This is a genomic window from Streptomyces sp. NPDC048002 (genome assembly GCF_040653275.1).
In the GTDB taxonomy this organism is placed as follows: Bacteria; Actinomycetota; Actinomycetes; order Streptomycetales; family Streptomycetaceae; genus Streptomyces.
In genome coordinates this window covers 12,982-38,805 of record NZ_JBEZNL010000058.1, presented here as the reverse complement: position 1 = coordinate 38,805, position 25,824 = coordinate 12,982, and the positions used below count along the sequence as shown (strand labels likewise).

Annotated in this window: 23 protein-coding genes; 8 read left to right on the top strand and 15 right to left on the bottom strand. The window is 74.0% G+C overall.

The window, feature by feature from the left end:
• Nucleotides 1-175: 175 nt before the first annotated feature.
• Both AB0E07_RS37725 and AB0E07_RS37720 read left to right on the top strand, forming a co-directional pair.
• Nucleotides 176-976: a VOC family protein gene (locus tag AB0E07_RS37725; RefSeq protein ID WP_362262351.1), complete on the top strand. Its 801-nt coding sequence runs from the start codon at nt 176-178 to the stop codon at nt 974-976.
• A gap of 35 nt (nt 977-1,011) precedes the next feature.
• Nucleotides 1,012-1,698 (top strand): ribonuclease H, encoded by a 687-nt coding sequence (locus AB0E07_RS37720; RefSeq protein WP_362262348.1) that lies wholly within the window; start codon nt 1,012-1,014, stop codon nt 1,696-1,698.
• 6 nt (nt 1,699-1,704) lie between these two features.
• Here AB0E07_RS37720 and AB0E07_RS37715 read toward each other — a convergent pair whose 3' ends face one another.
• Both AB0E07_RS37715 and AB0E07_RS37710 read right to left on the bottom strand, forming a co-directional pair.
• Nucleotides 1,705-2,526: a tyrosinase family protein gene (locus AB0E07_RS37715; RefSeq protein WP_362262345.1), complete on the bottom strand. Its 822-nt coding sequence runs from the start codon at nt 2,524-2,526 to the stop codon at nt 1,705-1,707.
• Nucleotides 2,527-2,560: 34 nt separating this feature from the next.
• Nucleotides 2,561-2,941, bottom strand: a complete 381-nt coding sequence (locus tag AB0E07_RS37710) for a tyrosinase cofactor (RefSeq protein WP_362262342.1) — start codon at nt 2,939-2,941, stop codon at nt 2,561-2,563.
• A gap of 345 nt (nt 2,942-3,286) precedes the next feature.
• Between AB0E07_RS37710 and AB0E07_RS37705 the strand changes: the two genes are divergently transcribed.
• Genes AB0E07_RS37705 through AB0E07_RS37695 form a run of 3 tightly spaced genes read left to right on the top strand, consistent with a single transcriptional unit; the run spans nt 3,287 to nt 6,067 of the window.
• A complete protein-coding gene (locus AB0E07_RS37705; protein WP_362262339.1) occupies nt 3,287-4,498 on the top strand; it encodes an FAD-dependent monooxygenase in 1,212 nt (403 codons plus the stop codon).
• 57 nt (nt 4,499-4,555) lie between these two features.
• Nucleotides 4,556-5,539: an aldo/keto reductase gene (locus AB0E07_RS37700; RefSeq protein WP_362262337.1), complete on the top strand. Its 984-nt coding sequence runs from the start codon at nt 4,556-4,558 to the stop codon at nt 5,537-5,539.
• 36 nt (nt 5,540-5,575) lie between these two features.
• A complete protein-coding gene (locus tag AB0E07_RS37695; protein WP_362262333.1) occupies nt 5,576-6,067 on the top strand; it encodes a DUF6328 family protein in 492 nt (163 codons plus the stop codon).
• On the opposite strand, the gene AB0E07_RS37690 is transcribed toward AB0E07_RS37695, so the two are convergent.
• Entirely contained in the window at nt 6,049-7,098 is a 1,050-nt protein-coding gene (locus AB0E07_RS37690) for a hypothetical protein (RefSeq protein WP_362262330.1), read from the bottom strand. The genes AB0E07_RS37695 and AB0E07_RS37690 overlap by 19 nt on opposite strands.
• Before the next feature lie 206 nt (nt 7,099-7,304).
• Here AB0E07_RS37690 and AB0E07_RS37685 point away from each other — a divergent pair, with 206 nt between their 5' ends.
• Nucleotides 7,305-8,693, top strand: coding sequence for a serine hydrolase domain-containing protein (locus AB0E07_RS37685; protein WP_362262327.1), 1,389 nt, complete (start codon nt 7,305-7,307; stop codon nt 8,691-8,693).
• Here the strand turns inward: AB0E07_RS37685 and AB0E07_RS37680 are convergent.
• The 9 genes from AB0E07_RS37680 to AB0E07_RS37640 all read right to left on the bottom strand — a co-directional run bounded on the left by AB0E07_RS37680 (nt 8,685) and on the right by AB0E07_RS37640 (nt 21,867).
• A complete protein-coding gene (locus AB0E07_RS37680; protein WP_362262354.1) occupies nt 8,685-10,208 on the bottom strand; it encodes a serine/threonine-protein kinase in 1,524 nt (507 codons plus the stop codon). The two genes, AB0E07_RS37685 and AB0E07_RS37680, sit on opposite strands and share 9 nt — an antisense overlap.
• 130 nt (nt 10,209-10,338) lie before the next feature.
• Nucleotides 10,339-11,364, bottom strand: coding sequence for a polyprenyl synthetase family protein (locus tag AB0E07_RS37675; RefSeq protein ID WP_362262325.1), 1,026 nt, complete (start codon nt 11,362-11,364; stop codon nt 10,339-10,341).
• The gene (locus tag AB0E07_RS37670; RefSeq protein WP_362262322.1) at nt 11,361-12,395 is read right to left on the bottom strand and encodes a tetratricopeptide repeat protein; all 1,035 of its coding nucleotides are present in this window, start codon (nt 12,393-12,395) and stop codon (nt 11,361-11,363) included. The genes AB0E07_RS37675 and AB0E07_RS37670 overlap by 4 nt, the downstream gene beginning before the upstream one ends.
• A gap of 215 nt (nt 12,396-12,610) precedes the next feature.
• Entirely contained in the window at nt 12,611-13,930 is a 1,320-nt protein-coding gene (locus tag AB0E07_RS37665) for a CAP domain-containing protein (protein WP_362262319.1), read from the bottom strand.
• An 87-nt stretch (nt 13,931-14,017) separates the two neighbouring features.
• Nucleotides 14,018-15,202 carry a serine hydrolase domain-containing protein gene (locus tag AB0E07_RS37660; RefSeq protein ID WP_362262316.1) on the bottom strand — a complete coding sequence of 395 codons (1,185 nt, stop codon included), beginning with the start codon at nt 15,200-15,202 and terminating at the stop codon, nt 14,018-14,020.
• 169 nt (nt 15,203-15,371) lie between these two features.
• Nucleotides 15,372-18,320 carry an AAA family ATPase gene (locus AB0E07_RS37655; RefSeq protein WP_362262313.1) on the bottom strand — a complete coding sequence of 983 codons (2,949 nt, stop codon included), beginning with the start codon at nt 18,318-18,320 and terminating at the stop codon, nt 15,372-15,374.
• Nucleotides 18,321-18,383: 63 nt separating this feature from the next.
• Nucleotides 18,384-18,740, bottom strand: a complete 357-nt coding sequence (locus AB0E07_RS37650; protein WP_362262310.1) for a UBP-type zinc finger domain-containing protein — start codon at nt 18,738-18,740, stop codon at nt 18,384-18,386.
• On the bottom strand, nt 18,737-20,194 hold the full coding sequence (locus AB0E07_RS37645; protein WP_362262307.1) for an ATP-binding protein: 1,458 nt from the start codon (nt 20,192-20,194) through the stop codon (nt 18,737-18,739). Before AB0E07_RS37645 ends, AB0E07_RS37650 begins: the two co-directional genes overlap by 4 nt.
• Nucleotides 20,191-21,867, bottom strand: coding sequence for an FAD-dependent oxidoreductase (locus AB0E07_RS37640; protein WP_362262304.1), 1,677 nt, complete (start codon nt 21,865-21,867; stop codon nt 20,191-20,193). Before AB0E07_RS37640 ends, AB0E07_RS37645 begins: the two co-directional genes overlap by 4 nt.
• 243 nt (nt 21,868-22,110) lie before the next feature.
• Between AB0E07_RS37640 and AB0E07_RS37635 the strand changes: the two genes are divergently transcribed.
• Together AB0E07_RS37635 and AB0E07_RS37630 are read left to right on the top strand one after the other, a co-directional pair.
• A complete protein-coding gene (locus AB0E07_RS37635) occupies nt 22,111-23,100 on the top strand; it encodes an MBL fold metallo-hydrolase (RefSeq protein WP_362262301.1) in 990 nt (329 codons plus the stop codon).
• 63 nt (nt 23,101-23,163) lie between these two features.
• Nucleotides 23,164-23,382, top strand: a complete 219-nt coding sequence (locus tag AB0E07_RS37630) for a YgaP-like transmembrane domain (protein ID WP_362262298.1) — start codon at nt 23,164-23,166, stop codon at nt 23,380-23,382.
• An 8-nt stretch (nt 23,383-23,390) separates the two neighbouring features.
• Here AB0E07_RS37630 and AB0E07_RS37625 read toward each other — a convergent pair whose 3' ends face one another.
• From AB0E07_RS37625 to AB0E07_RS37615, 3 genes are all read right to left on the bottom strand, one after another.
• Entirely contained in the window at nt 23,391-23,645 is a 255-nt protein-coding gene (locus tag AB0E07_RS37625; protein ID WP_362262295.1) for a hypothetical protein, read from the bottom strand.
• Nucleotides 23,646-23,711: 66 nt separating this feature from the next.
• Nucleotides 23,712-25,106, bottom strand: a complete 1,395-nt coding sequence (locus AB0E07_RS37620; RefSeq protein ID WP_362262292.1) for a HAMP domain-containing sensor histidine kinase — start codon at nt 25,104-25,106, stop codon at nt 23,712-23,714.
• Nucleotides 25,103-25,789: a response regulator transcription factor gene (locus AB0E07_RS37615; protein WP_362262289.1), complete on the bottom strand. Its 687-nt coding sequence runs from the start codon at nt 25,787-25,789 to the stop codon at nt 25,103-25,105. The genes AB0E07_RS37620 and AB0E07_RS37615 overlap by 4 nt, the downstream gene beginning before the upstream one ends.
• Nucleotides 25,790-25,824 lie beyond the last annotated feature (35 nt).

Genomic DNA, 25,824 nt, shown 5'->3' with positions numbered 1-25,824 from the left:
GCCGTGCGCGCCGATCACCGCGCGCGGGCCGTGCGCGCCGATCACCGCGCGCGGGCCCGGGCCGGCGCCGGTTCCTCCCGGTCTGCGAGGGATCACGGCGTTCGGCGCGCGCTCGGCGCGGGGGATGGCTAGCGTGAGGAAGCGGACCCGGAACCTACTCGGAGAGGCCGCAGACATGGCCGTACAGCCAGAGGGAACCCCCTGTTGGGCCGACGCGATGTTCAGTGACGTCGAGGGAGCCAAGAGCTTCTACGGCGACGTCCTCGGCTGGACCTTCGGCGAGTCGTCGTCGGAGTTCGGCAACTACACCCAGGCGTACGCGGACGGCAAGGCGGCCGCCGCCGTCGTCCCGCCCATGCCCGGCCAGGAGGGCATGTCCCAGTGGTGCCTCTACTTCGCCTCCCCGGACGCCGCCGCCACCGCCGCCCGGATCAGGGAGAACGGCGGCGAGGTGCTGATGGAGCCGATGCAGGTCGGCGACTTCGGCACGATGTGCCTGGCCCGCGATCCGAGCGGGGTCGTCTTCGGCGTGTGGCAGGGCGGCACGCACGAGGGCTTCGAGGCGACCGGTGAGCAGCCCGGCGCGTTCTGCTGGGCCGAGGTCTTCACCCGGGAGCCCGACAAGTCCGACGCGTTCTTCCCGGCCGTGTTCCCGCAGTACACCGCACAGCAGATGGACGACGACGGGATGGACTTCCGCATCTTCAACGTCTCCGACGCGCCGGTGCTCGGCCGGATGAGGATGACCGAGGAGTTCCCGCCGGAGGTACCCGCGTACATCAACGTCTACTTCAGCGTGGCCGACTGCGACGAGGCCGTGTCGAAGGCCACGAAGCTCGGCGGGGTGCTGCGGTTCGGGCCGATGGACAGCCCCTTCGGCCGCTTCGCGGCGCTGAGCGACCCGCAGGGCGCGAGCTTCTCGGTGATCGACGTCACCACCACCCAGGGAGAGATGCCGAAGCTCACCGACGTCTGAGCGGTCATCCCGTCGGCCCATGGCATGATCGGCACATGCGTGAACGAGCAGTGGCCGCGTGCGACGGGGCTTCGAAGGGAAATCCCGGTCCCGCCGGCTGGGCCTGGGTCGTCGCCGACGCGGCGGAGACCCCGGCCCGCTGGGAGGCCGGCCCGCTCGGCAGGGCCACCAACAACGTCGCCGAGCTGACCGCCCTGGAGCGCCTGCTGGCCGCCACCGACCCCGGTGTGCCGCTGGAGGTCCGGATGGACTCCCAGTACGCCATGAAGGCGGTCACCACCTGGCTGCCCGGCTGGAAGCGCAACGGCTGGAAGACCTCCGGCGGCAAGCCCGTCGCCAACCAGGAACTCGTCGTCCGCATCGACGAACTCCTGGCCGGCCGCTCGGTCGAGTTCCGTTACGTGCCCGCCCACCAGGTCGACGGGGACAGGCTCAACGACTTCGCCGACCGCGCCGCCAGCCAGGCGGCCGTCGTCCAGGAGCCCGCGGGCAGCGACCTCGGCTCGCCCGAGCCGCCGCCCTCCCCGGACACCCCCGCCAGGACGCCGCGCCGCCGCCCGGCGGCCGCCGCGAAGAAGAGCGGCGGCGGCTCCTCCGCCCGCACCATCAAGGCGAAGTTCCCGGGCCGCTGCCTGTGCGGCCGCTCCTACGCGGCGGGCGAGCAGATCGCCAAGAACGCGCAGGGCTGGGGCCACCCGGAGTGCCGCACGGCCGAGGTCTGAGCCGGATCAGGCCGCGTCGAAGGTGTAGTGCGGGGTGTGGTCCAGCAGGTCCGCGGGCCGCACGTCGTTCCACGGCTTCATCGTGTCGTCGAGGTCCACGACGTCGGGGGTGCCCGCGGCCGGCAGATAGCGCGAGCCCGGGTGGCGGCGCTGCCAGTCCGCCCACAGCTTGTCCACGAAGGCGTGGTGCAGCCAGAACACCGGGTCGTTGGGCGACACCCCGGTGCCCATCTGGCCGCCGACCCACACATGCACCCGGTTGTGCAGATTGACCCCGCGCCAGCCCTCCAGATGGTTGCGGAAACCGTCCGAGCCGCTGTTCCAGGGCGCCATGTCGTACGTCTCGATGGCGAGCACCGAGTCCACCTCGGCGCGGGTGGGCAGCGGACGGCCCCCGCCGAGCGCACGGCGCAGATAAGTCCGCCCGTCTATACGGACGTTGATGGGCCAGTTGCCGGCCGCGACGGCGAACGGGCCGTCCATGACCCGGCCGTCCAGGCTGCGTCCGGTGCCGCCGAGGAAGTCCGGCGCCCACAGCGAGGCCCTCGGGGTGCGGTCCACGGTCCAGTCCCAGTAGGGCAGCGCCACCCTCGCGTCGACCGCCTGAAGGGCCCGCTCGAAGTCGAGCAGGAATCTGCGGTGCCAGGGCAGGAAGGACGGCGAACGGTGGCCCGTACGCTCGCCGTTGTCGGTGTCGGCCACGATGAAGGCGTTGTGCGTGGTGACGAACTCGTCGTAGCGGCCGCTGCGCTTGAGTTCCAGGACGGCGGCGACGAAGCGGCGCTTCTCGTCGGCGGTCAGGGTCGCCTGGTTCTTGCGGACGGTCATGTGCGGATGCTCCCGAAAGTGCTGGAGGGGCTGGTCAGTTGGTGGGGAAGGGCAGGAGCGCGGCGCCCTGGAGTTCGTCGACCGCGGCCCGGGCCGCGGCGCGCGGCGTGGTCACCGGCTCGTAGTGGCTGACGACGCTGATCCAGCTGTCGTCGGCGTTGCGCATCACATGCAGCTCCACCCCGTCGACGAAGACCGCGTAGCCCGCGCCGTGGTCGTGGTGGCCGCCGCCGGACGAGGCCCTGCCCTGTATCCGGCGGCCCTGGTAGACCTCGTCGAAGGGCGCGGGCGTGGAGCCGCCGTGGTGACCGCCGCCGTCGGCGCGGGCGGCCTGGGCGGCGAGCGTGGCGGCGGTGGAGGCGGTGGCGAGGGCGGCCGCCGCGGTGAGCGCGCGGCGACGGCTGAGTTCCGGCATACGGGTCTCCCGGTTCGGAATCGGACGGTGTCCCGTATGCCTATCGGGAGCGGTGAGACCGGGAGAAATCACGGGGAAGCGGTTGGCCGTGATCAGGACAATTACCCACATGCCGTGCAGGATTGAACCAAGATGATCTTGGCTTGGCGGGCGGCGGGTGTCACCCGGAACGGGCAATTCCTGCCCCGGGAAGGTCTGGTTCGGGTGATCTTTGTCGGCGCCGCGCCCCCCTGGTGGCCCGGGTCACGCCCCGAAGGTGACGCGATCCGGCGTCCCCACCCTGTGTGACCACGCTGCTACCCTCCGTCTCGACATGAACGTTTCCGGTGACTCCAAGGGGTGCGCGTGAAGGTCGCCTGTGTCGGAGGCGGGCCCGCCGGCCTGTACCTCTCGATCCTGCTGAAGCTCCAGGACCCGTCCCACGACATCACGGTCCACGAACGCAACGCGGAGGGCTCGACCTACGGTTGGGGCGTCACCTACTGGCGGGGGCTGCGCGACAAGCTGCACACGCACGACCCCGACTCGGCCCGCGCCCTCGCCGAGCACTCGGTCAGCTGGACCGAGGGCGTCGCCCGGGTACGGGACCTGACCACCCGTCACCCCGGCGACGAGGGCTTCGGCATCGGCCGCCACCAGTTGCTCGACCTCCTCGCCACCCGCGCCCGCTCGCTCGGCGTCCGCGTGGAGTACGAGCGGGAGATCGACGCCGCGGCGACGCCCGAGGCCGACCTGGTGGTGGCGAGCGACGGCGTGCACAGCGCGCTGCGCACCGCCCGCGCCGCGCACTTCGGCACCGAGCTGAGGGAGGGCCGCAACCACTACATCTGGCTCGGCACCACCAAGGTCTTCGACGCCTTCACCTTCGCCTTCGTGGAGACCGGGCACGGCTGGATCTGGGCCTACGGCTACGGTTTCGGACCCGACCGCAGCACCTGTGTGATCGAGTGCGCCCCCGAGACCTTCACCGGCCTCGGCCTCGACCGGGCCGACGAGGCGGACGGCCTCGCCCTGCTGGAGAAACTGTTCGCCGACACCCTGGACGGCCACGCCCTGATCGGCCGGGCCCCCGCCGACGGCAGCTCGCCCTGGCTGAACTTCCGTACCCTGACCAACCGCACCTGGCACCAGGGGAACCTCGTCCTGCTCGGTGACGCCGCCCACACCACCCACTACTCCATCGGCGCGGGCACCACCCTCGCCCTGGAGGACGCCATCGAGCTGGCCGCCGCCCTGCGCGAGCACACCGCGCTGCCCGAGGCCCTCGACCGGTACGAGCGGGTCCGCAAGCAGGCCCTCCTGCCCCTCCAGAGCGCGGCCCGCCACAGCGCCCAGTGGTACGAGAACCTGCCCCGCTACATGCAGCTGCCCCCCGAGCACATGTTCGCGCTGCTCGGCCAGCGCCACTCGCCCGTGCTGCCCTACGTCCCACCCCAGCTCTACTACCGCCTCGACCGGGCCGCGGGTCGGCTGGAGACGCTGCGCCGGTTCAAGCGGTGGCTCGGCCCGAAGCTCGCGCGCACCGCCGAGGCCCGCTCGTCGGCCTCGGGCGGGTAACCCGTCCGGCCTCCGCCCCGCGCGGCCCGTACGCCCGGCGGATGCCAGACTGACGCCATGGACGAGCGCACATTCAGCAGGTCCCAGCAGCACGCGTCGGTGATCGGTCTCGGCACCTGGCAACTCGGCGCCGACTGGGGCGACGTGGACGACAAGGAAGCCCTCAAGGTACTGGAGGCGGCGGCCGAGAGCGGGGTGACCTTCTTCGACACCGCCGACGTGTACGGTGACGGCCGCAGCGAGCAGACCATCGCCTCCTTCATCAGCGGCCGGCCCGACCTGCACGTCCTCGTCGCGACCAAGATGGGCCGCCGGGTCGAGCAGATCCCGCAGAACTACGTCCTGGACAACTTCCGGGCCTGGAACGACCGTTCCCGCCGCAACCTCGGCGTCGACCGCGTCGACCTGGTCCAGCTGCACTGCCCGCCGACGCCGGTCTACTCCTCGGACGAGGTGTTCGACGCCCTCGACACCCTCGTCGCCGAGGAGCGGATCGCCGCCTACGGGGTGAGCGTGGAGACCTGCGCCGAGGCGCTCACCGCCATCGCCCGGCCGGGTGTGGCCAGCGTGCAGATCATCCTCAACCCGTTCCGCATGAAGCCGCTGTACGAGGTGCTCCCCGCGGCGAGGGAGGCGGGCGTCGGCATCATCGCCCGGGTCCCGCTCGCCTCCGGCCTGCTCACCGGGAAGTACACCAAGGACACCGTCTTCCCGGAGAACGACCACCGCACCTACAACCGGCACGGCGAGGCCTTCGACCAGGGCGAGACCTTCTCCGGAGTGGACTGGGCGACCGGCGTGGAGGCCGCCGCCGAGTTCGCCGCCCTCGCCCCCGAGGGGTACACCCCGGCCCAGCTCGCACTGCGCTGGATCGTCCAGCAGCCGGGCGTCACCTCCGTGATCCCCGGCGCCCGCTCGCCCGAACAGGCCCGCGCCAACACGGCCGCGGCCGCGCTCCCGGAGCTGTCGCGGGAGACGCTCGCCGCGATCCGCGACCTCTACGACCGCCGGATCAAGGACCAGGTGGAGAGCCGCTGGTAGCCGTTTGAACGCACCCGGCCGGGACACCCGGACCTCATGACCGAGCTTGCGGACAGACGCGACGGACGTGACGAGACCGAGGAGGAGAGTGCCGACCGCAAGTGGGTCGAACTCCTCCAGGAGGTCCGGGTCGCCCAGATGGGCGTGCAGATCCTCTTCGGATTCCTGCTGACGGTCGTGTTCACCCCGACCTACGACGGGCTCAGCGACACGGACAAGGCGATCTATCTCGTGACCGTCGTCGTGGGTGCCGCCGCGACCGGCGCGCTGATAGGCCCCGTCTCCCTGCACCGGCTGGTCTCCGGGCGGCGCATCAAGATGCGCGCCGTGCAGTGGGCGGCCCGGCTGACCATGGTCGGACTGGTCCTGCTGCTGGCCACCCTGACCTGCTCGCTGCTGCTGATCCTCCGGGTGGCCACCCACGACGACTACGTGCCCTGGCTCGTCGCGGGCGTGGTGGCGTGGTACCTGCTGTGCTGGTTCGTGCTGCCGTGGTGGGTCCGCCGCCGCTACACGTCGGAGGACTGAGCGCCGGTCGGACCGGTGCTCCGTGCACCGCGCAACTCGGCGATGCACGAGGCGATGGCCCGCTGGAGATCCTCCAACTGCTGCACCATGTCGTCCTCGACGAACTCCTGCACATCGTCGAAGGTCAGCTCCTCGAACACCTTCGTCGCCTTCTGCAGGCTGCTGTAGAACTTCGTCCGCCGTTCCTGGACCCGGAGTTCGGGGTCGGCCTCCACGGTCTCGGCGACCAGGCCGCGCAGCGTGTCGTAGGCCTCCCCGGCCCACACGCCGGTGTCCTCGTCCTCGTCCAGTTCGTCGATCAGCGACAGGTGGCGCTCGGCCTCCTGGCGCAGGTCGGCGGGAGCGTCGATGGTCTGCCCGGCGGGCGTCTTGACCTGGCCGGACTCGGCGATCTGGCGGACGTAGCCGATCCGGTCGGCGGCCCGGCTCTCGCTGGCGACGGCCTTCTTCAGATCGTCCGTGCGCACCACGTCACGGGCCAGCTCCGCCTGGAGTTCGGGGTCCTCCTTGATGCGGTCCAGCAGCGCGCCGCGGGCCGCCCGCGCGGTGGAGGGGTCGGCGAGGATGGCGGCGCGCAGCGCGGTGGGGTTCTCGGCGACCTCCAGCGCCTTCGTCGGCCGGATGCCCTCGGCCTCGGCGGCCTCCGCGATGGCGGTGCCGCGCTCGGAGGTGGCGCTGTTGCGGGAGACGTAGTAGCTTAACCACACGTCGGCGTCCGGGAGTTCGACCTCGGCGCCCGGCTGGAGCGTCTCGAAGTGGGGCACGATGCCGTCGTCGGCGGCCCGGTCCCACGCCTTGTAGTAGCGCATCACCCGGTCCGGGGAGCAGCCGGCCAGCTCGGCGAACTCCTTCGCCGACACCTTCGGCGTCTCCTCCGCGCTCTGGCCGCCGGGCCGCACACTGCGCGCGACCATCAGGCCGAAGGCCCAGCCGCCGGTACGGGCGTACACGCCGAACTCGCGCGCGTCACGGGCGACGAGGTCGGACAGCGGCGCGGGGGATGTCTCGGAGGGGGCGAACGCTAGGGTCACGGAGGACTCTCCTGGGGGCTGGGACGGGCCGGGCTGGACTGGGCCGGGCCGGACTGGGCTGGATCGGGCTGGGGGGACACGCGGGTGCAGACCGGAAGCCTATATGCGCCTGCATGCGACGCTTTGCCGGCCGCTCGGTGTGTCCGGCCCGCGGCAACCGGCCGCACACGGGTACGAGCCGTCGCCCCGATGGGTAGGGGAGCCCCATGACGACTCGCCCCCTGCCCTCGGCCACGCCCGCCTCCCAGGGCGTCGACGCATCCGGACTGCACGCCTTCCTCGACGCGCTGGAGGCCGATCCGGACATCGAGCCCCACAGCCTGATGATCATGCGGCACGGGAGGCTGGTCGCGTCCGGCTGGTGGGCGCCCTACACGGCCGAGCGGCCGCACCTGATGTACTCGCTCAGCAAGAGCTTCACCTCCACCGCGGCCGGGTTCGCCGTCGCGGAGGGGCTGCTCCGGCTCGACGACCCGGTCCTGTCGTACTTCCCCGAACTCGACTCCGAGATCACCGACCCGCGCTGCCGCGCGATGCTCGTACGGCACGTGGCGTCGATGGCCAGCGGGCACGAGGCGGACACCGTCGAACGGGCGCACGCCCTGGACCCCTCCGACCTCGTGCGCGGGTTCCTGCTGCTGCCGCCCGAGCGCGATCCGGGCACCGTGTTCGCCTACAACCAGCCCGCCACCTTCACGCTGGGGGCGATCGTGCAGCGGATCAGCGGGCAGACGCTCACCGACTACCTGCGGCCCCGCCTCTTCGACCCGATCGGCATCGGGGAGACCGCGTGGCTGCGGGACCGGTCGGGGCGGGAACTCGGCTTCAGCGGACTGCACGTCACCACCGACGCCGTGGCCCGGCTGGGACAGCTCTACCTGGACCGCGGGATGTGGGACGGGCGCCGGGTGCTGCCCGAGTCCTGGGTGGCGGAGGCGAGCCGCCCCTGGATCCCGACCCGCGACGCGCCGGTGAGCGGGGAGGACTGGCGCCAGGGCTACGGTCTCCAGTTCTGGGGCTCGCGCCACGGCTACCGCGGTGACGGCGCGTACGGCCAGTTCTGCGTGGTGCTGCCCGAGCACGACGCCGTGATCGCCACGACCGCGGCGACCGTGCAGATGCAGCGGATGCTGGAGCTGGCGTGGACGCACCTGCTGCCCGCGTTCGGCCCGGACCCGCTGCCCGGCCGTGAGGCGGCGGACGCGGCGCTGGCCGAGCGGCTGGCGGCGCTCGCCCTGCCCCCGGCCCCCGGCAAGGCCACCGCCGAGGACCGTCCCGCGGTGGTCCTCGGTTCCGGGGCGACCACCCTGGAGGTGGACGGGGAACGGCTGACCCTCGTGCAGAACGGCCACCGGCTCCAGCTGAGGCTGCGGCAGGGCGGCTGGAGCGTGGCCGAGGAGCCGGTGCCCACCGCGGTGAGCGGCGGCTGGACCGACGCCGACACCCTGGAGGCCGAGGTGATCTTCCTGGAGACGCCCCACCGCCTCGCCCTGACCGGCTCCCGCGCCGACCGCACCCTGGAGACACGCTGGCGCACCGAGCCCCTGCACCACCGGCCCCTGCACACGATGGGCGCGCCCCGCCGGTCAGTCTGAGGGTTCGTCGAAGGTGCGCAGCGCCGTGGCCAGGGCCGCGCTGTTGCCGGTGTCGTTCCAGTCGGCGGCGGGCGCCGTCCAGCGCAGGGAGTAGCCCCGACCGCCGCCGAGCAGGAACCCCCGGCCGAAGGTGCGGACCCGGGTGCCGTCGGCGTCGGCCAGCCACTCCATCTCGGCGGCGTCCCGCCCCCGGTACGTGGTCGCCGTGATCTCGCCGATCCTCCGGTAGCCGCCCGCCTCGCGCAGGCCGGGCTCCACGTCGCGCCACACCGCCACCGGATCGGGGCCCACCCGCTCGCTGTAGGTGACGGTGAGGGTCCGGGGGTCGCCCTTCGCCCCGAGGACCACCCGGTACGCCAGATCGGAGACCCGGTCGGTGCTCAGCGGCCGCCAGCCCGCCGGGACCGTGACGGCGAAGCCCTCGGGCGACTCGTAGCGGTCGAAGGGGGACGCGGTGGGGGTGGGGGCAGGGGTGGGCGCGGCGCCGGGTGCGGTCGTGGTGGAGGCGGACGGGGCGGGACGCGCGGCGGAGCCGTCGTCGGCGGCGTCGGAGTCGCCCGGCAGCCGGTCGGTCACCGCGAGGACGGCCACCGCGACCGTGGCGAAGGCCAGGGCGGTCCCGGCGAGCAGCGTGCGGCCGCGCCGGCCCTCACCGGGCAGGTACCGGCCGCGCAGCCGGGGCGACGGCATCGTCGCCGCGGTCTCCTCGTCGAGGACGCGGAGCAGGGCCTCCCGGGCGACGGTGCGCGGCAGCCGTTCCACCGAGTCCTTGCGGAGCAGGCCCTGCACGGCTCGGGTGAGCGGTCCGGCCCGGACGGGGGTGCGCAGCGGCAGCCGGTCCACCCCCTTCAGGGTGGCCTCCGGACGGCCCCGGTCCCGGAACGGGGGCCGGCCCTCCACCATCGTGTAGAGCAGGGCGCCGAGCGCCCACAGATCACCGGCGGGGCCGAGCCGCTCGTCGCGCGCCTGTTCGGGAGCGGCGTAGGCGGGCGCGGCCAGCCGGGGCGCGAGGGTGGCGCCGGCCAGCCCGAAACCGGTGATCACGACCGGCCCCCGGTCCCGTACGAAGACCTGGCCGGGGCTGAGTTCGCCGTGGGTGATGCCCTGTCCGTGCGCGGCGTCCAGGACGTCCAGCACTTCGAGGCCGATGCGCGCGGCCCGTACGAAGTTCAACGTGCTCTGCTGGTCGAGGAGTTCGCCCAGGGGGCGGCCGTCGATCCATTCGGTGACCACCCACAGGGTGCCCGACTCCGCCACGGCGTCGAGGACTTCGGCGATCCGGTCGGGCAGCATCAGCCCCAGCCGTTCCGAGGTGCGCACCACGCGCTCGGTGACGCGGCGCGCCTCCTCGCCGCTGGTTCCCTCCGGCAGCCCGATCTGCGTGATCAGACAGGGCCGTTGCGCCCCGATGTCCTCGCCGTACCAGCAGACGCGGTTGGTCTCCCGGTGGACGGCCTGGACCAGCCGGTACCGCCCGGCGACCAACACGGGTGTGGAGACGTGCGCCTTGACCATGGTCATCCCTCGCTGAACCCCTGGCTCTCACCTTTCCCACAGGTACGGCGGATGTGACGGGGTGTGTTCAAGCGTCAGCCCTGGGAGATGTGTGGATCTCCGTTTGTTCATCCGGGGGGCCGAACGCGGTTCACAGATCGCGCCGGACCAGGAAGTCCAGCAGGGCCCGCAACTCCCGGGCGGGTCCCGCCCGCAGGGGCACGGCGTCCAGCGCCGCCTCCGCGCGGGCGACGCTCCGCCGGGCCTCGTCGAGCGCCTCCGCGCGGGCGCCCGCCGCCTCGATCCACGCGGCCGCGGCCTCGGGCCGTTCGCCCGACGCGAGCAGCGCCGCGAGCTGCCGACCGCCGGGGGCTCCGAGGGCGACCAGGACCGGGAGGGTCCTCCTGCCCTCGCGCAGGTCCCCGTGGACGGGCTTGCCGGTGACCGCGGGGTCGCCCCAGATGCCGAGCACGTCGTCGACGATCTGGAAGGCCACCCCCAGCTCCCGCCCGGCCCGGTCCAGCCCGGCGACCGTCGCGGGCGGCGCCCCGCCGAGCCGGGCGCCGAGCGCCGCCGCGCCGCCGAGCAGCGCGCCCGTCTTGCGCTCGGCCATCAGCCGGTACTCCGCCGGCCGCACCCGCTCGGGCCCCGTCCAGGGGCGCCCCGCGAACAGCAGGTCGTCCGCCTGGCCCCGCACCAGGTCGCCGAGTGCCGTGGACAGCAGACGTACGGCGCCGCCGCCGTCCGGGGCGGCGGCGAGGGTCTCGACGGCCAGCGCGAACAGGGCGTCGCCCGCGAGGACCGCAGGGCCGGTGCCGTACGCGGCCCAGAGGGTGGGGCGGCCCCGCCGGGAGGCGTCCCCGTCCATGATGTCGTCGTGCAGCAGGGAGAAGACGTGCACCAGTTCCACCGCGACGGCGGCCGTGCTCCCGGCGCGGGCGGACCCGCCCACCGCTTCGGCGCCGAGGACGGCCAGCGCCTGCCGTACCCCCTTGCCGGACGACCCGCGGGCCGGACCGCCGCCCACCTCGCACCAGCCGAAGGCGTACCCGGCCATCTCGCCCAGCCACGGATGCAGCCGCCCCACCGCCTCGGTCAGGGCGGGCCGTACCAGCGCGCGGCAGCGGTCGAGTACGTCCACGCCGGTCCGGGGCGCCGTCGCGTGCGGGGCCGTCACGCGGTCACCTCCACGGCCAGCTCCTCCTGAGCCCGGGACACCATCTCCCGGGCGTGCCGCAGACCGATCCGCTCCAGCGTCCGCCCCAGCTCGGCCAGTTCGGCGGCGGTCTCGGCGCGGTCCCGCCCCAGCCGGGCCCTCGACTTGGCCAGGCCCAGCCGGGAGAGTGCCTCCCCGCGCGGTTCGCCCATCGCCCGGAACTCGCCGAGGGCCTGCCGGTACAGCTCCTCGGCCTCGGGGTAACGGCCCGCGCGGTACAGGACGTTGCCGCGCATCTTGTGGTTGTAGGCGAGCGCGCCGGACAGCCTCATCGCCCGGCAGGACGACTCCGCCTCGGAGAGCAGGGCCAGCGCCCGCTCGGTGTCGCCGTCGCGGACCGAGACGATGTCGGCCAGCCCGCGCAGCGCCCAGGCGTGCCCGCGCCGGTCCTCGGCGCCCGCGGCGATCTCGGCCGCCTCCTCGAACAGGGCGAACGCCGTGTCGTAGGAGCCGGTGTTGCGGTGGATCTGCGCGATGCCCTCCAGCGCCCACACCGTGTGCCGGGCCTCGCCGCGCCGCCTGGCCTCGGCGAGGAGTTGCTCGTGCAGCCGGGCGACCGCCTCGTAGTCGCCCTGGATCCGGCCGGTCTCGGCCAGTCCGGCGAGCGAGTAGCCGCGTACGACGACGTCGCCGCCGTGCTCGCCGAGGTCGGCGGCGAGCCGGAGCAGCCTTCTGGCCAGCGGGAACTCGCCGCGCTGGCGGGCCAGGGTGCCGCCGCTCCACAGGGCCCAGGCCATCGCCCCGGGGTCCTCGGCGGCGCGGGCCGCGCGATAGCTGGCCTTCCAGGCCCGGTCCGCCTCACCGATCTGCCCGAGCCTGCGGTGCGCCTCGGCGACCGCGAGCCCGGAGCGCGCCGCCTCGCCGTGCCGCCCGCTCCGCTCGGCGGCCCGCAACTCCTCGGTGCCCGCGGCCAGTACGTCCGTCAGGGACGAGTTCACGGAGAGGGCGGTCAGGGAGCCCTGGTACTCCGGGGCGAATGCCTTGCCGTACATGGATGCCTCTCGATCCGTATGCACGCCGTCTATACATTGAGCGTATACATGGCGTGTATAGAGCGTCGGAAACCGGCCCCGGCCCCCCAGGGGCCGAGGTGGTGTCAGCTGTTGCCGATCAAGACGTCTCCTGATCCGGCCGGGTTGCCCGTGAGGCGCAGATCACGCCGCCCGCGCCCGGAACCACCGCGCGCCGAGCCGCCGCGCAAGCGGCCTCAGCCGCCGAAGAGCTGGGTCCAGTACGTGCCCGCCGGGCCGCCGCCCGCGAAGCCGACACCGAGGTGCGTGAAGTCGCGCTTGAGGATGTTGGCGCGGTGGCCGGGGCTGTCCATCCAGCCCCGCACCACCTCGGCCGGGGAGCGCTGGCCGCAGGCGATGTTCTCGCCGGTCGAGCGGTGCCGGGAGCCCGCGGCGGCCGCCCGGTCCCAGGGCTGTCCGCCCTCGGGCGAGGTGTGGGAGTAGAAGGCGCGGGCGACCATGTCGGCGCTGTGCGCCTGCGCCGCGGCGGTGAGCGAGGGGTCGGGGGAGAGCGGGCGCAGACCGGCGGCGGCGCGTTCGCGGTTGGTGAGCTCCAGCACCTCGCCGGTGGTCCGGGCCAGCTCCGCCGGGGTGAACGGGCGTGCCCACAGCGCCGTCCAGTAGAAGTCGCCGGAGCGGGCGTCCCGGACGTGCGCCACTCCGGCATGGGTGAAGGCCGGGTCGCGCAGGGTGCGCCCGGAGCGGTCGCCGCGCAGACAGTAGTCGACGAACTCGGCCGTGGAGCGCGGGCCGGACACCAGGTGCTCCCCGACGGTCAGATAGGCGTACCCGGTGGCGGTGAGGCGCTGGTGGAGCGAGACGCCGTCCCCGCCCGTCACGTCGAGCCGGCCCGCCGCCGCCATCGCGGCGGCGTGCTCGCGGGCGGCCGAGCAGAGCCGGGAGTCCAGCACGACCGGAGGTGAACCGGCCGCCGTGCGGGCCGAGTTGACGAGAGCGGCGAATCCGTCGGGGTCGGCCGGACGCGAGGCCGCCGCGACGGCCGTCCCGGCGGCCCCGGTCGTGCCGCGGCTGTCCGGCTCCTCGGCGACGTCCACCCCGAAGTCCCGGGCGAGGCCCGCCAGTCCGTCGGCGTACCCCTGGCCCAGAGCACGCAGCTTCCAGCCGCCGCCCCGCCGGTACAGCTCCACGAGCAGCAGCACCGTCTCCTGGCGGGGGCGCTGCGGGACGAAACGGGCCACCGGGCGGCCGCCCGGACCGGTGACCTGGAGGGCGGGAGCGGGCAGGGCGCCCAGGGCGGTCCCTGGGTCGGCGGGGCTGACGACCACCGTCACCCGGGTGGCGCCCGCGCGCAGCCGCGCCGGATCGACGGTCAGCGTGTCGCCGTTCAGCCGCGCGCCCGGAACGGAGGCCTGGTTGTAGAAGACGAAGTCCGCGTCGCCGCGGACCTTCCCGCCGTCGTCCGTGATCAGCGCGGACACGTCGAAGGGGCCGGGCACCCGGACGGAAACCGCGCCGTCCGGCAGGGGCACATTGCCCCCGGGGACCAACTCGCTCATCGGGCCGTCCTGGTGTCGTCGTGCGCGGTGCGCCGTGCGTGCCGGTACAACGCGCGGCGCACCCCGGGGGTTCCCCCGGACCCCGGCTCAGCGCAGGGCCTCGGCCTCGGGCTGCTCGCCCACGGCGAAACCGCGGCGCGCCTTGGCGCTCTTGCCGCAGAACGCCGACTTCAGCGTCCCCAGCATGGTGGTGTGCACCTTGCCGTTGTTGGAGGTGTTGACGAAGGCCGCCAGGCTGCGCCCGCCGTCCGTGGAGGTGAACGCGTAGGTGTAGAAGCCCTGGACGGCGCCCGTGTGCCCGTACACCGACACCCCGCACGACAGGTCCCGGCGCCGCAGCCCGAGCCCGTACGCCTGCCCGGAACCCGCGGGCACCCACGTGCGCATCTGCTTCAGCTGGGCGGCCGAGGTCAGCTCACCGCGCAGGAGTGCCGAGAGGAAGACGTTCAGATCCCGCGCGCCGGAGATCACCGCGCCCGCGCTCTGCGCCCAGGACGCCGTCTGCTCGGTGGCGTCGACCAGCGCCGACCCGGCGGTGTCCGGCGTGAGATAGCCGCGGGCGTGCCGGCCCGGGATCCTCGTGCCCGGGTGGACGTAGAAGGTGTCGGTGAGCTTCAGCGGCGCGATGATCCGGTTCTGGTACTCGACGCCCACCGGGTTCCCGGTCAGCTTCTCGATGAGCAGGCCGGCGATCACGAAGTTGGTGTTGGAGTAGGCGTACGGGCCGCCCGGGGCCGTGGTGCGCGGCTTGCGCAGCGAACGGTCGACCAGTTGGCGGTAGGTGAACACCTTGGAGCGGACGGCCTCGAAGCCGGGGACGGTCCTGGCGAACATGTCGTTCGTGTAGTCGTGGAGCCCGCTGCGGTGGCTGAGCACATGGCGCACCGTGATCCGGTCGTCCGGCAGCAGCCCGGGGAGGTGGCGGTTGACCGAGGTGTCGAGCTTGAGCTTCTTCTCGTCGGCCAGCTGGAGCAGGACGACGGCGGAGAAGATCTTGGTGACGCTGCCGATGCGGAACCGGTCGGTGGTCGCCAGTGTCCGCCGGGTGGACCGGTCGGCGAGGCCGGTGACCGCCTTGGAGACGGTGCCGTGGTCGTCGATCCGGGCCGCGGCGCCCGGGGCGCCCTGCTGGGTGGCCGTGCGCAGCACCCCGCGCAGGCCCGTCAGATCGGGCGCCGGGTCCTGGGGAGCCGCGTGGGCCGGGGCCGCGAGGAGCGCGAGGAGGACCGCCGTCCCCCACGCCGTCGCCCTGCCCACCGTTGCCGAGTCCATGGGAGCCCTCTCTGCTCGCTGACACACCGTCACGGCGACGCACAGTAGTGCCAGGAGCAGAGGGAAAGCGGATCATTCGGGGTGTATGCGGGCAGGCGTCGCCCGCACGAGGGACCCGGCCGGGACGGGGCCGGTCCCCGTCCGGTCCCGGGCCGTCAGGCGCGGCGGGTCAGCCGGAGGCGGTCGGCTCCGCGCTGATCAGCCCCTCGCGGTAGGCGACGGCCACGGCCTCGCCCCGGCTCGCGGCCCCCAGCTTGGCGAGGATGTTGGAGACGTGGACGCTCGCCGTCTTGCCGCTGATGAAGAGTTCCTCGCCGATCTGCCGGTTGCTGCGGCCCCGGGCGAGCAGCCGCAGCACGTCCTGCTCGCGCGCGGTGAGCGGCGAGGGTCGGTCCGCCGTTGCCGCCGCCGACGGCCGGTCGGCGAGGCGGCCCCGGCGGATCAGCGCGTCGACGCGCTCCAGCAGCGGCGGCGCGCCGAGCCGCACGGCCGTCTCCCGGACCGCCGCGGCCTCCACGGCGGCCTCCGCCCGCCGATCGGCCGTCAGCAGGGCCTCCGCTAGCCGGAACCGGCAGCGCGCCAGTTCGTAGGGGTCGCCGTAGTCGAACGCGGCGACCGCCCTCGCCCAGGCCTCCGGGTCCGGCCCCGACGTGGCGCGCAGCGCCTCGGCCTCGGCCCGCGCCAGCCACGCCATGCCCTCCGGGCCCTGCGGCTCCCGGTCCTTGCCCCGCTCCGCCGACTCCCTCGCCGTACCGAGCAGTTCGGACGCGATCCCCGCCCAGTGCGCGGCCCCGGCCTCGTCACCGGCCGTCCGCAGCTCCGCGGCCCGGTCCGCGACGGCGGACAGGGCGAGCGCGGTCAGCCGCACCGTCACGTCCGGCCGTACCCCCGTGTCGTCGGTGAGCGCCTCCACGGTGGTCCGCATCCGCTCGACCGCCGTCTCCGCGTCGCCCGCCAGGGCGGCCGCGTCGGTCCGCACGATGCCCGCGACCAGCGTGCCCATCCAGTCGAAGGGCCCCTCCAGCAGCGCCCGCGGCCCGTCGTCCTCGACGAGTCCGCCGCGCGCCAGCGACACGTACCAGGCCGGCCCCGAGGTGTAGACGCCGGCCGCCGGAAGGGCGTCACCGTCCGCCTTCGAGGTGCTCAGGCACTCGTCCCAGCGTCCCAGCGTGTACAGCACCAGCAGCCGCAGGTAGCGCATCTCCAGCGGATACACCGAGGACAGCAGCCCCGCGCGCCCGGCCCGGTCCAGGCCCTCGGTCAGCAGCGGAAGGCACTCGTCCAGCTCACCCGCCTCGTACGCGCCGATCGCGAGGCTGTACAGGGCGCGCAGTTCCACCGGGGCGTTGCCCGAACTGCGGGCCAGGTCCCGGGCCTGCCGCAGCCGCTCCCGGCCCTCGGGGCTGCTTCGGCCGCCGCCCTCCAGGATCGCCAGGGAGATCAGCAGATCGGCCCGCGCGTCGGTGACCTCCAGTCGTTCGGCCACCACGAGCGCCTGTCGGGCCACCCGCAACGCCGTGTCCCGCTCACCGACCTGACGGGCCGCCAGGACATGGGTGGCCGCCGCCCACACCCAGGTCGGCGTCGCGGGCTCGGCGGGGATCAGGGCGAGCGCCTCGCTGCTGTGGGCGTAGGCCGCGCTCAGGTTGTCGACGGTGATCAGGTTGCCGGCGAGGGTGTAGCGGACCCGCGCGGCCAGTTCCGAGTCCGCCTCCTGGTCGACCCCGGCGAGAGCGGCCCTGGTCAGCGCGACCGCGCGGTGCGCGGCACCGGCGTGCGCCGCCGCCGAGGAGGCGCGCAGGGTGAGGGACACCCGGTCGCCGCCCTCGTGCGAGGGGCGCGCCGACGGGTCGACGGACGGCCACAGGTCCAGGACGGCCTCCAGGTGCCGCAGTTCCTCGGCGGGCGCGCCCACCCGGCGGGCGTGGTCGGCCGCCTCCAGGGAGGCGGTGAGGGCCATGGGCAGGTCGTGGCTCTCGCGGTAGTGGTGGGCCCGCTCGGCGGCCGTGTCGGCGCGGTGGGGTCCCTCGGCGAGCAGCCGGGCGAACGCGCCGTGCAGCCTGGCCCGTTCGCCGGGCAGCAGATCGGCGTAGACCGCCTCGCGGGCGAGGGCGTGCCGGAAGGAGTAGGTGTCGTCCCGCCCGGGAACGAGCAACTGCCGTCCCAGGGACTCGCGCAGCGCCGCCTCCAGGTCACCCTCGGGCAGATCCACGGCCTCCCGCAGCAGGTCGTGCTCGACGCGCCGCCCGGCCACCGCCGCCGTGCGCAGCACCTGCTGGGCGGTGTCGGAGAGCTGCTCGAAACGGATCAGCAGGACGTCCGCGAGCCCGCTCGGCACCCCGCCGGCCTCGGTGTCCGTGGCCGCGAGGAGCTCCTCGGCGTAGAAGGCGTTGCCCTCGGCCCGCTCCACGATCCGGCGGACCGTGGTCTCCGGCAGCGGGCGCTCCTGGAGCGCCCGCACCAGCCGGGTCACCTCGGCGTCGGCGAGCGGCCGCAGTTCGAGGCGGTCGACCGCGGGGAGCCGCACCAGTTCCGCGAGCAGGGGGCGCAGCGGATGGCGGCGGTGCAGATCGTCCGCGCGGTAGGAGGCCAGGACCGCCACGCCGCCCGCGGGGCGGTGCAGCACACCCCGGCTGAGCAGGAAGCGCAGCAGGTCGCGGGAGGACTGGTCGGCCCAGTGCAGGTCCTCCAGGACCAGCAGCAGGGGGGCCGTCCGGGCCAGGTCGGCGAGCAGCCCGGCCACGCCCTCGAACAGCTGGAGCCGGGAGTCCCGGGCGGCCTCCGCGCCGCCGCCGAGCATCCGGTCGACCACGGGGTGCCGCTCCAGCAGCGGGGCGAACCGCGGATCCCCGGCGAGCACCCCGAGCACCTCGGTGAACGGCAGGTACGGCAGCCCGACGTCGCCGAGATCGACGCAGTGACCGGTCAGGACGGTCATCCCGTCCCGCGCGGCCCGCGCCGCCACCTCGTCCAGCACCCGTGTCTTGCCGACCCCGGCGTCCCCGGCGAGGAGCACGGACCGGGCCTCACCGGCGCGGGCCCGCTCCAGCACACCTAGGAGCCGGGCGAGTTCCTGGTCCCGGCCGACCAGGGGAGGGGATGACATGATCTCGGGCACCTCCCCATCCTGGCACGCGGCACCGACACCCGGAGCGGTGGTCCGGGGGCCGGGACACCGAGGTCAGGCGCCCCGCAGCACCTGCGCCCAGTCGTCCGGCACCCGGCCCGCGGGGCCCGGCGAGGGCTGGTCCGCCGGATGACTGGCCGGAGGCGCCAACTCCGGGCCGGACTCGTACAGTTCGGACGTCTCGTAGTCCCAGAACCACTCCTCGCCGGGTTCGTAGCTCTGCACCACGGCGTGCCCGGTCTCCTTGAAGTGGGCGGTGGCGTGCTTGGCGGGCGAGGAGTCGCAGCATCCGACGTGCCCGCAGCGGGCGCAGCGGCGCAGATGGAACCACCACCCCCCGGCCGCGTCGCAGTCGACGCACCCGGCGCCGCTCGGGGGGACGGCGGGGTCGATTCCCTCGTGGCCGGTCATACGGTCTCCTCGGTGGTGTCGTCCTCGGCGGCGGTGAGCGGAAGCAGCACCTGGAAACGGGTGTCGCCCGGTTCGGACTCGACCTGGAGCGTGCCGTGGTGCTTGTTGACCACGATCCGCCACGAGATGTCCAGACCGAGCCCGGTTCCCTCGCCGACGGGTTTGGTGGTGAAGAAGGGGTCGAAGATCCGCCCCCGGATCTCCGGCGGGACGCCCACGCCGGTGTCCCGGAACTCCACCAGCAGCCGGTCGTGGTCGCGTGCCGTCCGCACGGTCAGCGTGCCCTCGCCGCCGGCGGCGTTGACGGCGGCGACCGCGTTGTCGATGAGGTTCGTCCACACCTGGTTCAGCTCCGCCGGGTAGGCGGGGATCTCCGGCAGGGAGCGGTCGTACTCCTTGACCACCTTGATCCGCGGGCCGATCTTGCCGGCGAGCATCAGCAGGGTGCTGTCGAGGAGTTCGTGCACGTCGGCGTCGCGGAACGGGGCCCGGTCGAGCTGGGAGTACTGCTTGGCCGCGTCGACCAGATGGGAGATCCGTGTGGTGGAGTCCGCGATCTCGTCCATCAACAGCTCGGTCTCGACCGTGTAGTTGAGCCAGCCGATCGCGCCGGGCAGCACGTCCGGCTCCACGGTCGCCGCCACCTGGTCCAGCCAGTCGACGTCCAGCCCGGCCTGCACGAAGGTCGGGGCGAGCCGCCAGCCGTCCGGGATGTCGTGGTCGTCGAACCAGTCGCTGAGCGCGTCCTCCCGGTCGGCGGCCTCCAGCGGGCTGAGCGAGGGCGCCTTGCCGACGCGTTCGGCGGTCCGTTCCTGGATCTCGATGAGCCCGGCGAGGCTCTCCCGCGGATAGGGGCCGGCGGCGATCATCGCCAGCTTGTGCCGCATCTTCGCCACCCGCTCGCGCAGGGTGGCGGTGGCCCGCACGGCCGCCGCCGCCGGGTTGTTCAGCTCATGGGTCAGGCCGGCGGACAACGAGCCCAGCGCCAGCAGCCGTTCACGCTGGCCGATGACCTGCTGGGTAGCCTTCGAGCCGAAGAACAGCCCCTCCAGCAGATGCACCGCCATCGGGAACCACTCCTGCATGATGGCCGCGAAGGTGTCGGCGGGCAGCACGAAGAAGCGCGTCGGTTCCGTCACCCGCATGGAGTTGTTGTAGACCTGCCGCGCCCGGTCGCCGAGGTAGGCCTGCATGGACCCCGAGTAGACCCCGCGCTGCGAGGTGCGGGTCACCTCCACGTCGTCGCCGCCGACCCGGCGGGACAGCACCACGGTGCCCTCGACCATGACGTAGAAGCAGGTGGCCGGTTCGCCCTCGGCGTACACCGGTCCCGGCTCGAAGCGCTCGACCCGGCCCTCCGCGCACAGCCTGCCGAGCTGCTCGGGGGTGAGCTTCTCGAACAGGAACAGCGAGCCGATCTCGGCGGGGCTGCACGGCACCGGGCGGCCGCTCACGACTGCTCCAGGTAACGGTGGACGAGCATCACGGCCATGGCTCCCTCTCCGACGGCGGACGCGACCCGCTTGGCGGACTCCGAGCGCGCGTCGCCGGCCACGAACACGCCGGGCAGACTGGTCTCCAGGTGGTACGGCGGCCGGTCCAACTCCCAGTCCGCGGGCGGCCGTCCGTCGGGGGTGAGGTCGGGTCCGGCGAGGATGAACCCCCGGTCGTCGCGCAGCACCGTGTCGGACAGCCAGTCGGTCAGCGGGGCCGCGCCGATGAAGACGAACAGCCACTGGGCGTCGACGAGTTCGGTGTCGCCGGTCTCGGCGTCGCGCAGGGTGAGCTGTTCGAGGTGGCCGTCGCCGTGCGCGGACTCCACGACCGTGCGCGGGCGGACGGAGATGTTGGGCGCCTCGTTGATCTGCTGGATGAGGTAGTGCGACATCGACGCCGACAGATCCGGGCCGCGCACCAGCAGGGTCACCGACTTGGCGCCCCTGGACAGGTACATCGCGGCCTGCCCGGCGGAGTTGGCGCCGCCCACGATGTAGACGTCGTGGCCCTGGCAGGAGGGCGCCTCGGTCAGCGCGGAGCCGTAGAAGACGCCACAGCTGGTCAGTTCGGCGCAGCCGGGCGCCTGGAGCTGGCGGTAGGACACCCCGGTCGCCAGGATCACGCTGTGCGCGGCGATGGCGGAGCCGTCGGAGAAGCGGACGACGCGCGCGGCGCCGCTGACCTCCAGTCCGGTGACCTCGCGGGCGGTGAGGACCTCGGCGCCGAACTTGGCGGCCTGGCGGCGGGCCCGGTCGGTGAGCTGGGCGCCGGAGACGCCGTCGGGGAAGCCGAGGTAGTTCTCGATGCGTGAGCTCTGCCCGGCCTGTCCGCCGGTCGCCGACCGCTCGACCAGAACCGTCCGCAGCCCCTCGGAGGCGCCGTACACCGCGGCCCCGAGCCCGGCCGGGCCGCCGCCGATGACGACCAGGTCGTAGAAGTCGGCGGTCGGGGTGGTGGCGAGGCCGACGTGCGAGGCGAGTTCCGGCACGTCCGGCTCGACCAGCGCGGTGCCCTCGGAGGTGATGACCAGGGGCAGTCGTCGGCCGTCCTGTCCGGCCGCCGCCAGCAGTCGCCGGCCCTCGGGCTCTTCGGCGGAGTACCAGCGGTAGGGCACCTGGTTGCGGGCGAGGAACTCCCGTACGTCCGAGGAGCGGGCCGACCAGCGGTGGCCGACCACCTTGGTGGCGGGCACCGGCCGGTAGTCACTGCACCGCCACGCCTCCAGCAGGTCGTCCAGGACCGGGTAGAGCTTCTCCTCCGGCGGGTCCCAGGGCTTGAGGAGGTAGTGGTCGAGGTCGACGACGTTGATGGCGTCGATGGCCGCGCTGGTGTCGGCGTACGCGGTGAGCAGGATGCGCCGGGCGCCGGGATGGATGTCCATGGCGCGTTCGAGGAACTCGATGCCGTTCATCTGCGGCATCCGGTAGTCGGCGAGGATCACGGCCACCAGGTCGCCGCGGAGCTTCAGTTCGCGCAGCGCCTCCAGCGCCGACTCGCCGGACTCGGCGCGCACGACGCGGTACGACTCGCCGTAGCGCCGTCGCAGGTCCCGGGCCACGGCCCGGGAGACTCCCGGGTCGTCGTCCACGGTCAGGATGACGGTCCGCGCGGATTCGGCGGCCTGTGCCATACGTCTCCCACCCCGAGAGGTTCCGGTGTTCCGGCACGGGACGACCGCCGCCGTGCCGACTGTGGCCATCGTATGTTCGATCGTTCCGCCTCGCCCGGGTTCGGCCGTCGTCCGACCGGGACCCCGCCTCCCTGCCGAGTGCGTCCCCCCGCCTCAAGAGATACCCCCGGGGGTACTCGTGCTACGGTCGAAGACATACCCCCCGGGGTACTTCTCGGGCTGGCGACCGGAAGGGAGCGTGTCGTGTTCTTCGTCGACACGATCGAGGTGGCGGGGCTCGGCAACCGGAGCCATCTCGCGGGCGGCGGCCGCACGGCCGTCGTGGTGGATCCGCCCCGCGACGTCGACCGGGTGATCGAGGCGGCGGTACGCCGCGGGGTGCGGATAGCGCACGTGGTGGAGACCCACCTGCACAACGACTACGTGACCGGCGGGCCCGAGCTGGCCCGGGTCGTCGGCGCCGCCTACCTGGTGCCCGCCGCGGCCCGCGTCTCCTTCGCCCGAACGCCTGTGCGCGACGGCGACCGCACCCCGGTCGACGCCGACGCGGGACTGACCCTGCGCGCCCTGGCCACCCCCGGCCACACCCCGCACCACACCTCCTACGTCCTGGAGGAGCACGGCACCGCGGTCGCGGTCTTCACCGGCGGCTCGCTGCTCATCGGCACCGTCGGCCGCCCCGACCTGGTCGAGCCCCGGCTGACCGAGCGGCTCGCCCGCGCCCAGCACGCCTCCGCCCACCGGCTCGCCGCCGAGCTGCCCGACACGACGGCCGTGCTCCCCACCCACGGCTTCGGCAGCTTCTGCTCGGCCCGCCCCGCCGAAGGGAGCGACACCACCATCGGCGCCGAGAAGGTCTCCAACGAGGCCCTCACCCGGGACGTGGACACCTTCGTCGCCGACCTGCTGGCGGGACTGGACGACATCCCCGCCTACTACGCCCACATGGGCCCCGCCGGCACCGGCCAGGCCCGCGCCCGGCTCGACGACCTCGTCGTCATCGACGTGCGCACCCCCGGCGAGTTCCGCGCGGGCCACGTGCCCGGCGCCGTGAACATCCCGCTGGACCACATCGACCGCGCCCTGCCCGAGATCCGGCACGCCGCCGAGCGCGGGGACCTGCTCCTCGTGTGCGCCTCCGGCGCCCGCTCGGAGAACGCCTGCAAGCTGCTCGCCGGGCACGGGATCCCGACGGCCACGCTCGCGGGCGGCACCGGCGCCTGGGCGGCGTAGGGGCACGACCTGCACACGCCCGAGCCCGGCCAGGCCCGTGCCGGGTGGGGCAGGGAACGCCAGGTGCGGCTGACCGCCGGGACCCTCGTCCTCGTGGGCCTGCTGCTCGGCCTCCTGGTGCACCCGGCCTTCCAGCTGCTGTCGGCGGGCATCGCGGGCGGCCTGGTCTTCTCCGCCCTCACCAACACCTGCGGCATGGCGGCCGTACTCGCCCGGCTGCCGCACAACCGCCCCCGCCCGGCGGACCTCGCCACCGCGCTCGCGGCCCTGCGCGCCCGCTGACCGGTCCGTCAGGCCTCCGGCGCCGCACCCGGGGCCGGACGCCGGTGCCGGAAGCCGCGCCCGTACGCGCCGGCCTCGATGCCCCGTACGACGCGGTCCACCGCCGCGCGGCGGACGGCACCCTCGGGCAGGGCGAGGGCCCGGTCCAGGTCCGCGCGCAGCCGCCGCGGCATCACGCGCTCGTCGCCCTGAGGCGTACGGGTCGACGTGCCGCCGCGGAGCAGTGACCGCAGGACCGCGACCGGTCCGTCAAAGGTGGACATCGAGGCCCCGCCCTTCATCTCGCCGAGTGGTGGGGAGCAGCGTGACGGCCCCGGGCGACGACGGTGTCAGCCCTGTGTACGGGCCGTGTAAGGACCCGGGTGCCGAGGCAGGCGCACCGTGAAGCGGGCGCCGCCCTCCGGCGCGTCGCCCGCCGCCGTGACGGTGCCCCCGAGCCGGGTGGTCAGCCGGTGCGCGATGGCCAGGCCCAGACCGCTGCCCACGGCCCGCACCCCCCGGTAGCGGTCGGCCAGGACGCCGCGCTCGAAGGCGACCGCCACGTCCTGCTCGGACAGCCCGGGTCCGGAGTCGCGGATCTCGATCCGGGCGCCGGACCCGTCCGCGTACAGGGCGAGCACGAGGGGCTCGCCGGCCGGGGTGACCCGCAGGGCGTTCTCCGCGAGGCCGTCGACGAGCTGCCGTACCCGGAATCCGTCAGTCGTCACGGTCAGCGGACCGCCCGGACGCTCGACCCGGAACTCCACACCGTGCCCCGCGCACCGCGCCGACCAGGCCGTGGCCGCCTCCGCGACCAGCTCGTCCAGGTCGACCTCGGTGATGTCGAGGCGGAAGTCGTCGGCCTCCAGACGGGCCAGGGCGAGCAGATCCCCCACGAACCGTTCGAGCCGCTCGATCTCGGTCCGCAGGATGCGCCCGGCCTCCGGTACCTCCTCGCCCGCGACGACCTCGTCGGCGAGCGCCTCGGCGTAGCCGCGCACCGTCGTGAGAGGGGTGCGGATCTCGTGGGACACCGAGAGCAGGAACTCCCGCTGCCGGTTCTCGCTGCGGGCCAGCGCCGCGTCCAGGCTGTTCAGCGCCCCGGCCAGCTCCACCAGTTCGGCGGGCCCCGCCGCGGGCACCGTCAGTCCGCGCTCGCCCTCCGACAGCCGGTGCGCGGTCCGCGCCGCCGAGACCAGCGGGCGGGCCAGCCGCCGGCCCAGCAGCGCCCCCGCCAGCGCCGCGCCCGCCAGGCCCAGGACCAGCGGAACGACCAGGGCCCCGCGGGTGCGGTCGCTGGCCTCGTCCACGGCGCTCATCGGCTGGGTCAGCACCAGACCGCCGCCCGTCGCCGTCGGAACCCCCTCCACCAGCACGGTCCCTCCGTCGAGCCGGGCGGTGGCCGAGACCGTGTCACCGGCCAGCAGTGCCGCACGCAGGGAGTCGTCGACGACCGCGGCGGCGGGCCCCTCCACGCGGCCGGAGGGGTCGACCAGGGCGAGCCGGAGGTGCTCGGGCCCGGCGATGCGTTCCTGCCGGCGCAGCATCCACCCGGCCAGCGGCGGGGTGCGGGCCATCACCTCCGCCTGCCGGGTCAGCTGGTCGCGCTCCTGGGCCTCCGCGCTGGTGCGGATCATCCGCCAGGAGAACAGGCCGGTCAGCAGCACGGCGACCAGCGCCACGGTGGTGGTGAGCAGCACGATGCCGCCCGCCAGGGACCCGCGACGGCGCCCCGCGCCGGTCATCGGCCGGGGTCGGTGACGCCGTAGCCGACCCCGCGCACCGTGCGCAGGGGGCTCGCGTCGCCGAGTTTCGCGCGCAACTGGGAGACGTAGACGTCCATCACCCGGGTGTCCCGGTACCCGGCGTACCCCCACACCTGCGCGAGCAGCTGCTCGCGGGCGAAGACCTGGCCGGGGTGGTGCATCAGGAAGGCGAGCAGGTTGAACTCGGTGGTCGTCAGCTCCACCGGCTCACCGTCGACGTGCAGGGTGCGCCGCCCGGTGTCCAGCGCGAGGCGTCCGACCCGGCGCACCGGGTCGGTCCCGGGCCCGGCGGCGCGCCGCAGCAGGCTCTTGACCCGCGCGACCAGTTCCTGCGGGGAGAAGGGCTTGGTCAGGTAGTCGTCGCCGCCGAGTTCCAGGCCGAGGACGCGGTCGGTGACCTCGTCGCGGGCCGTCACGAACAGCACGGGCGTCCAGTCGCCCTCCGCGCGCAGCCGTCGGCAGACCTCCATGCCGTCGGTGCCGGGCAGCGCGATGTCCAGCACGATCGCCGCGGGGCGCATCCTGCGGGCGGCGGCCAGGGCCGCGTCGCCGTCGGACTCGACGTGCACCCCGAAGCCCTCCCGGCTCAGGTAGCGGCGCTGGAGGTCGGCGATGTTGTGTTCGTCCTCGACGACCAGGACGAGCCCCTTGTTCTCCGCCATGCGCCTCTCTCTTCCCGGACCGGGCTGCCGATGCT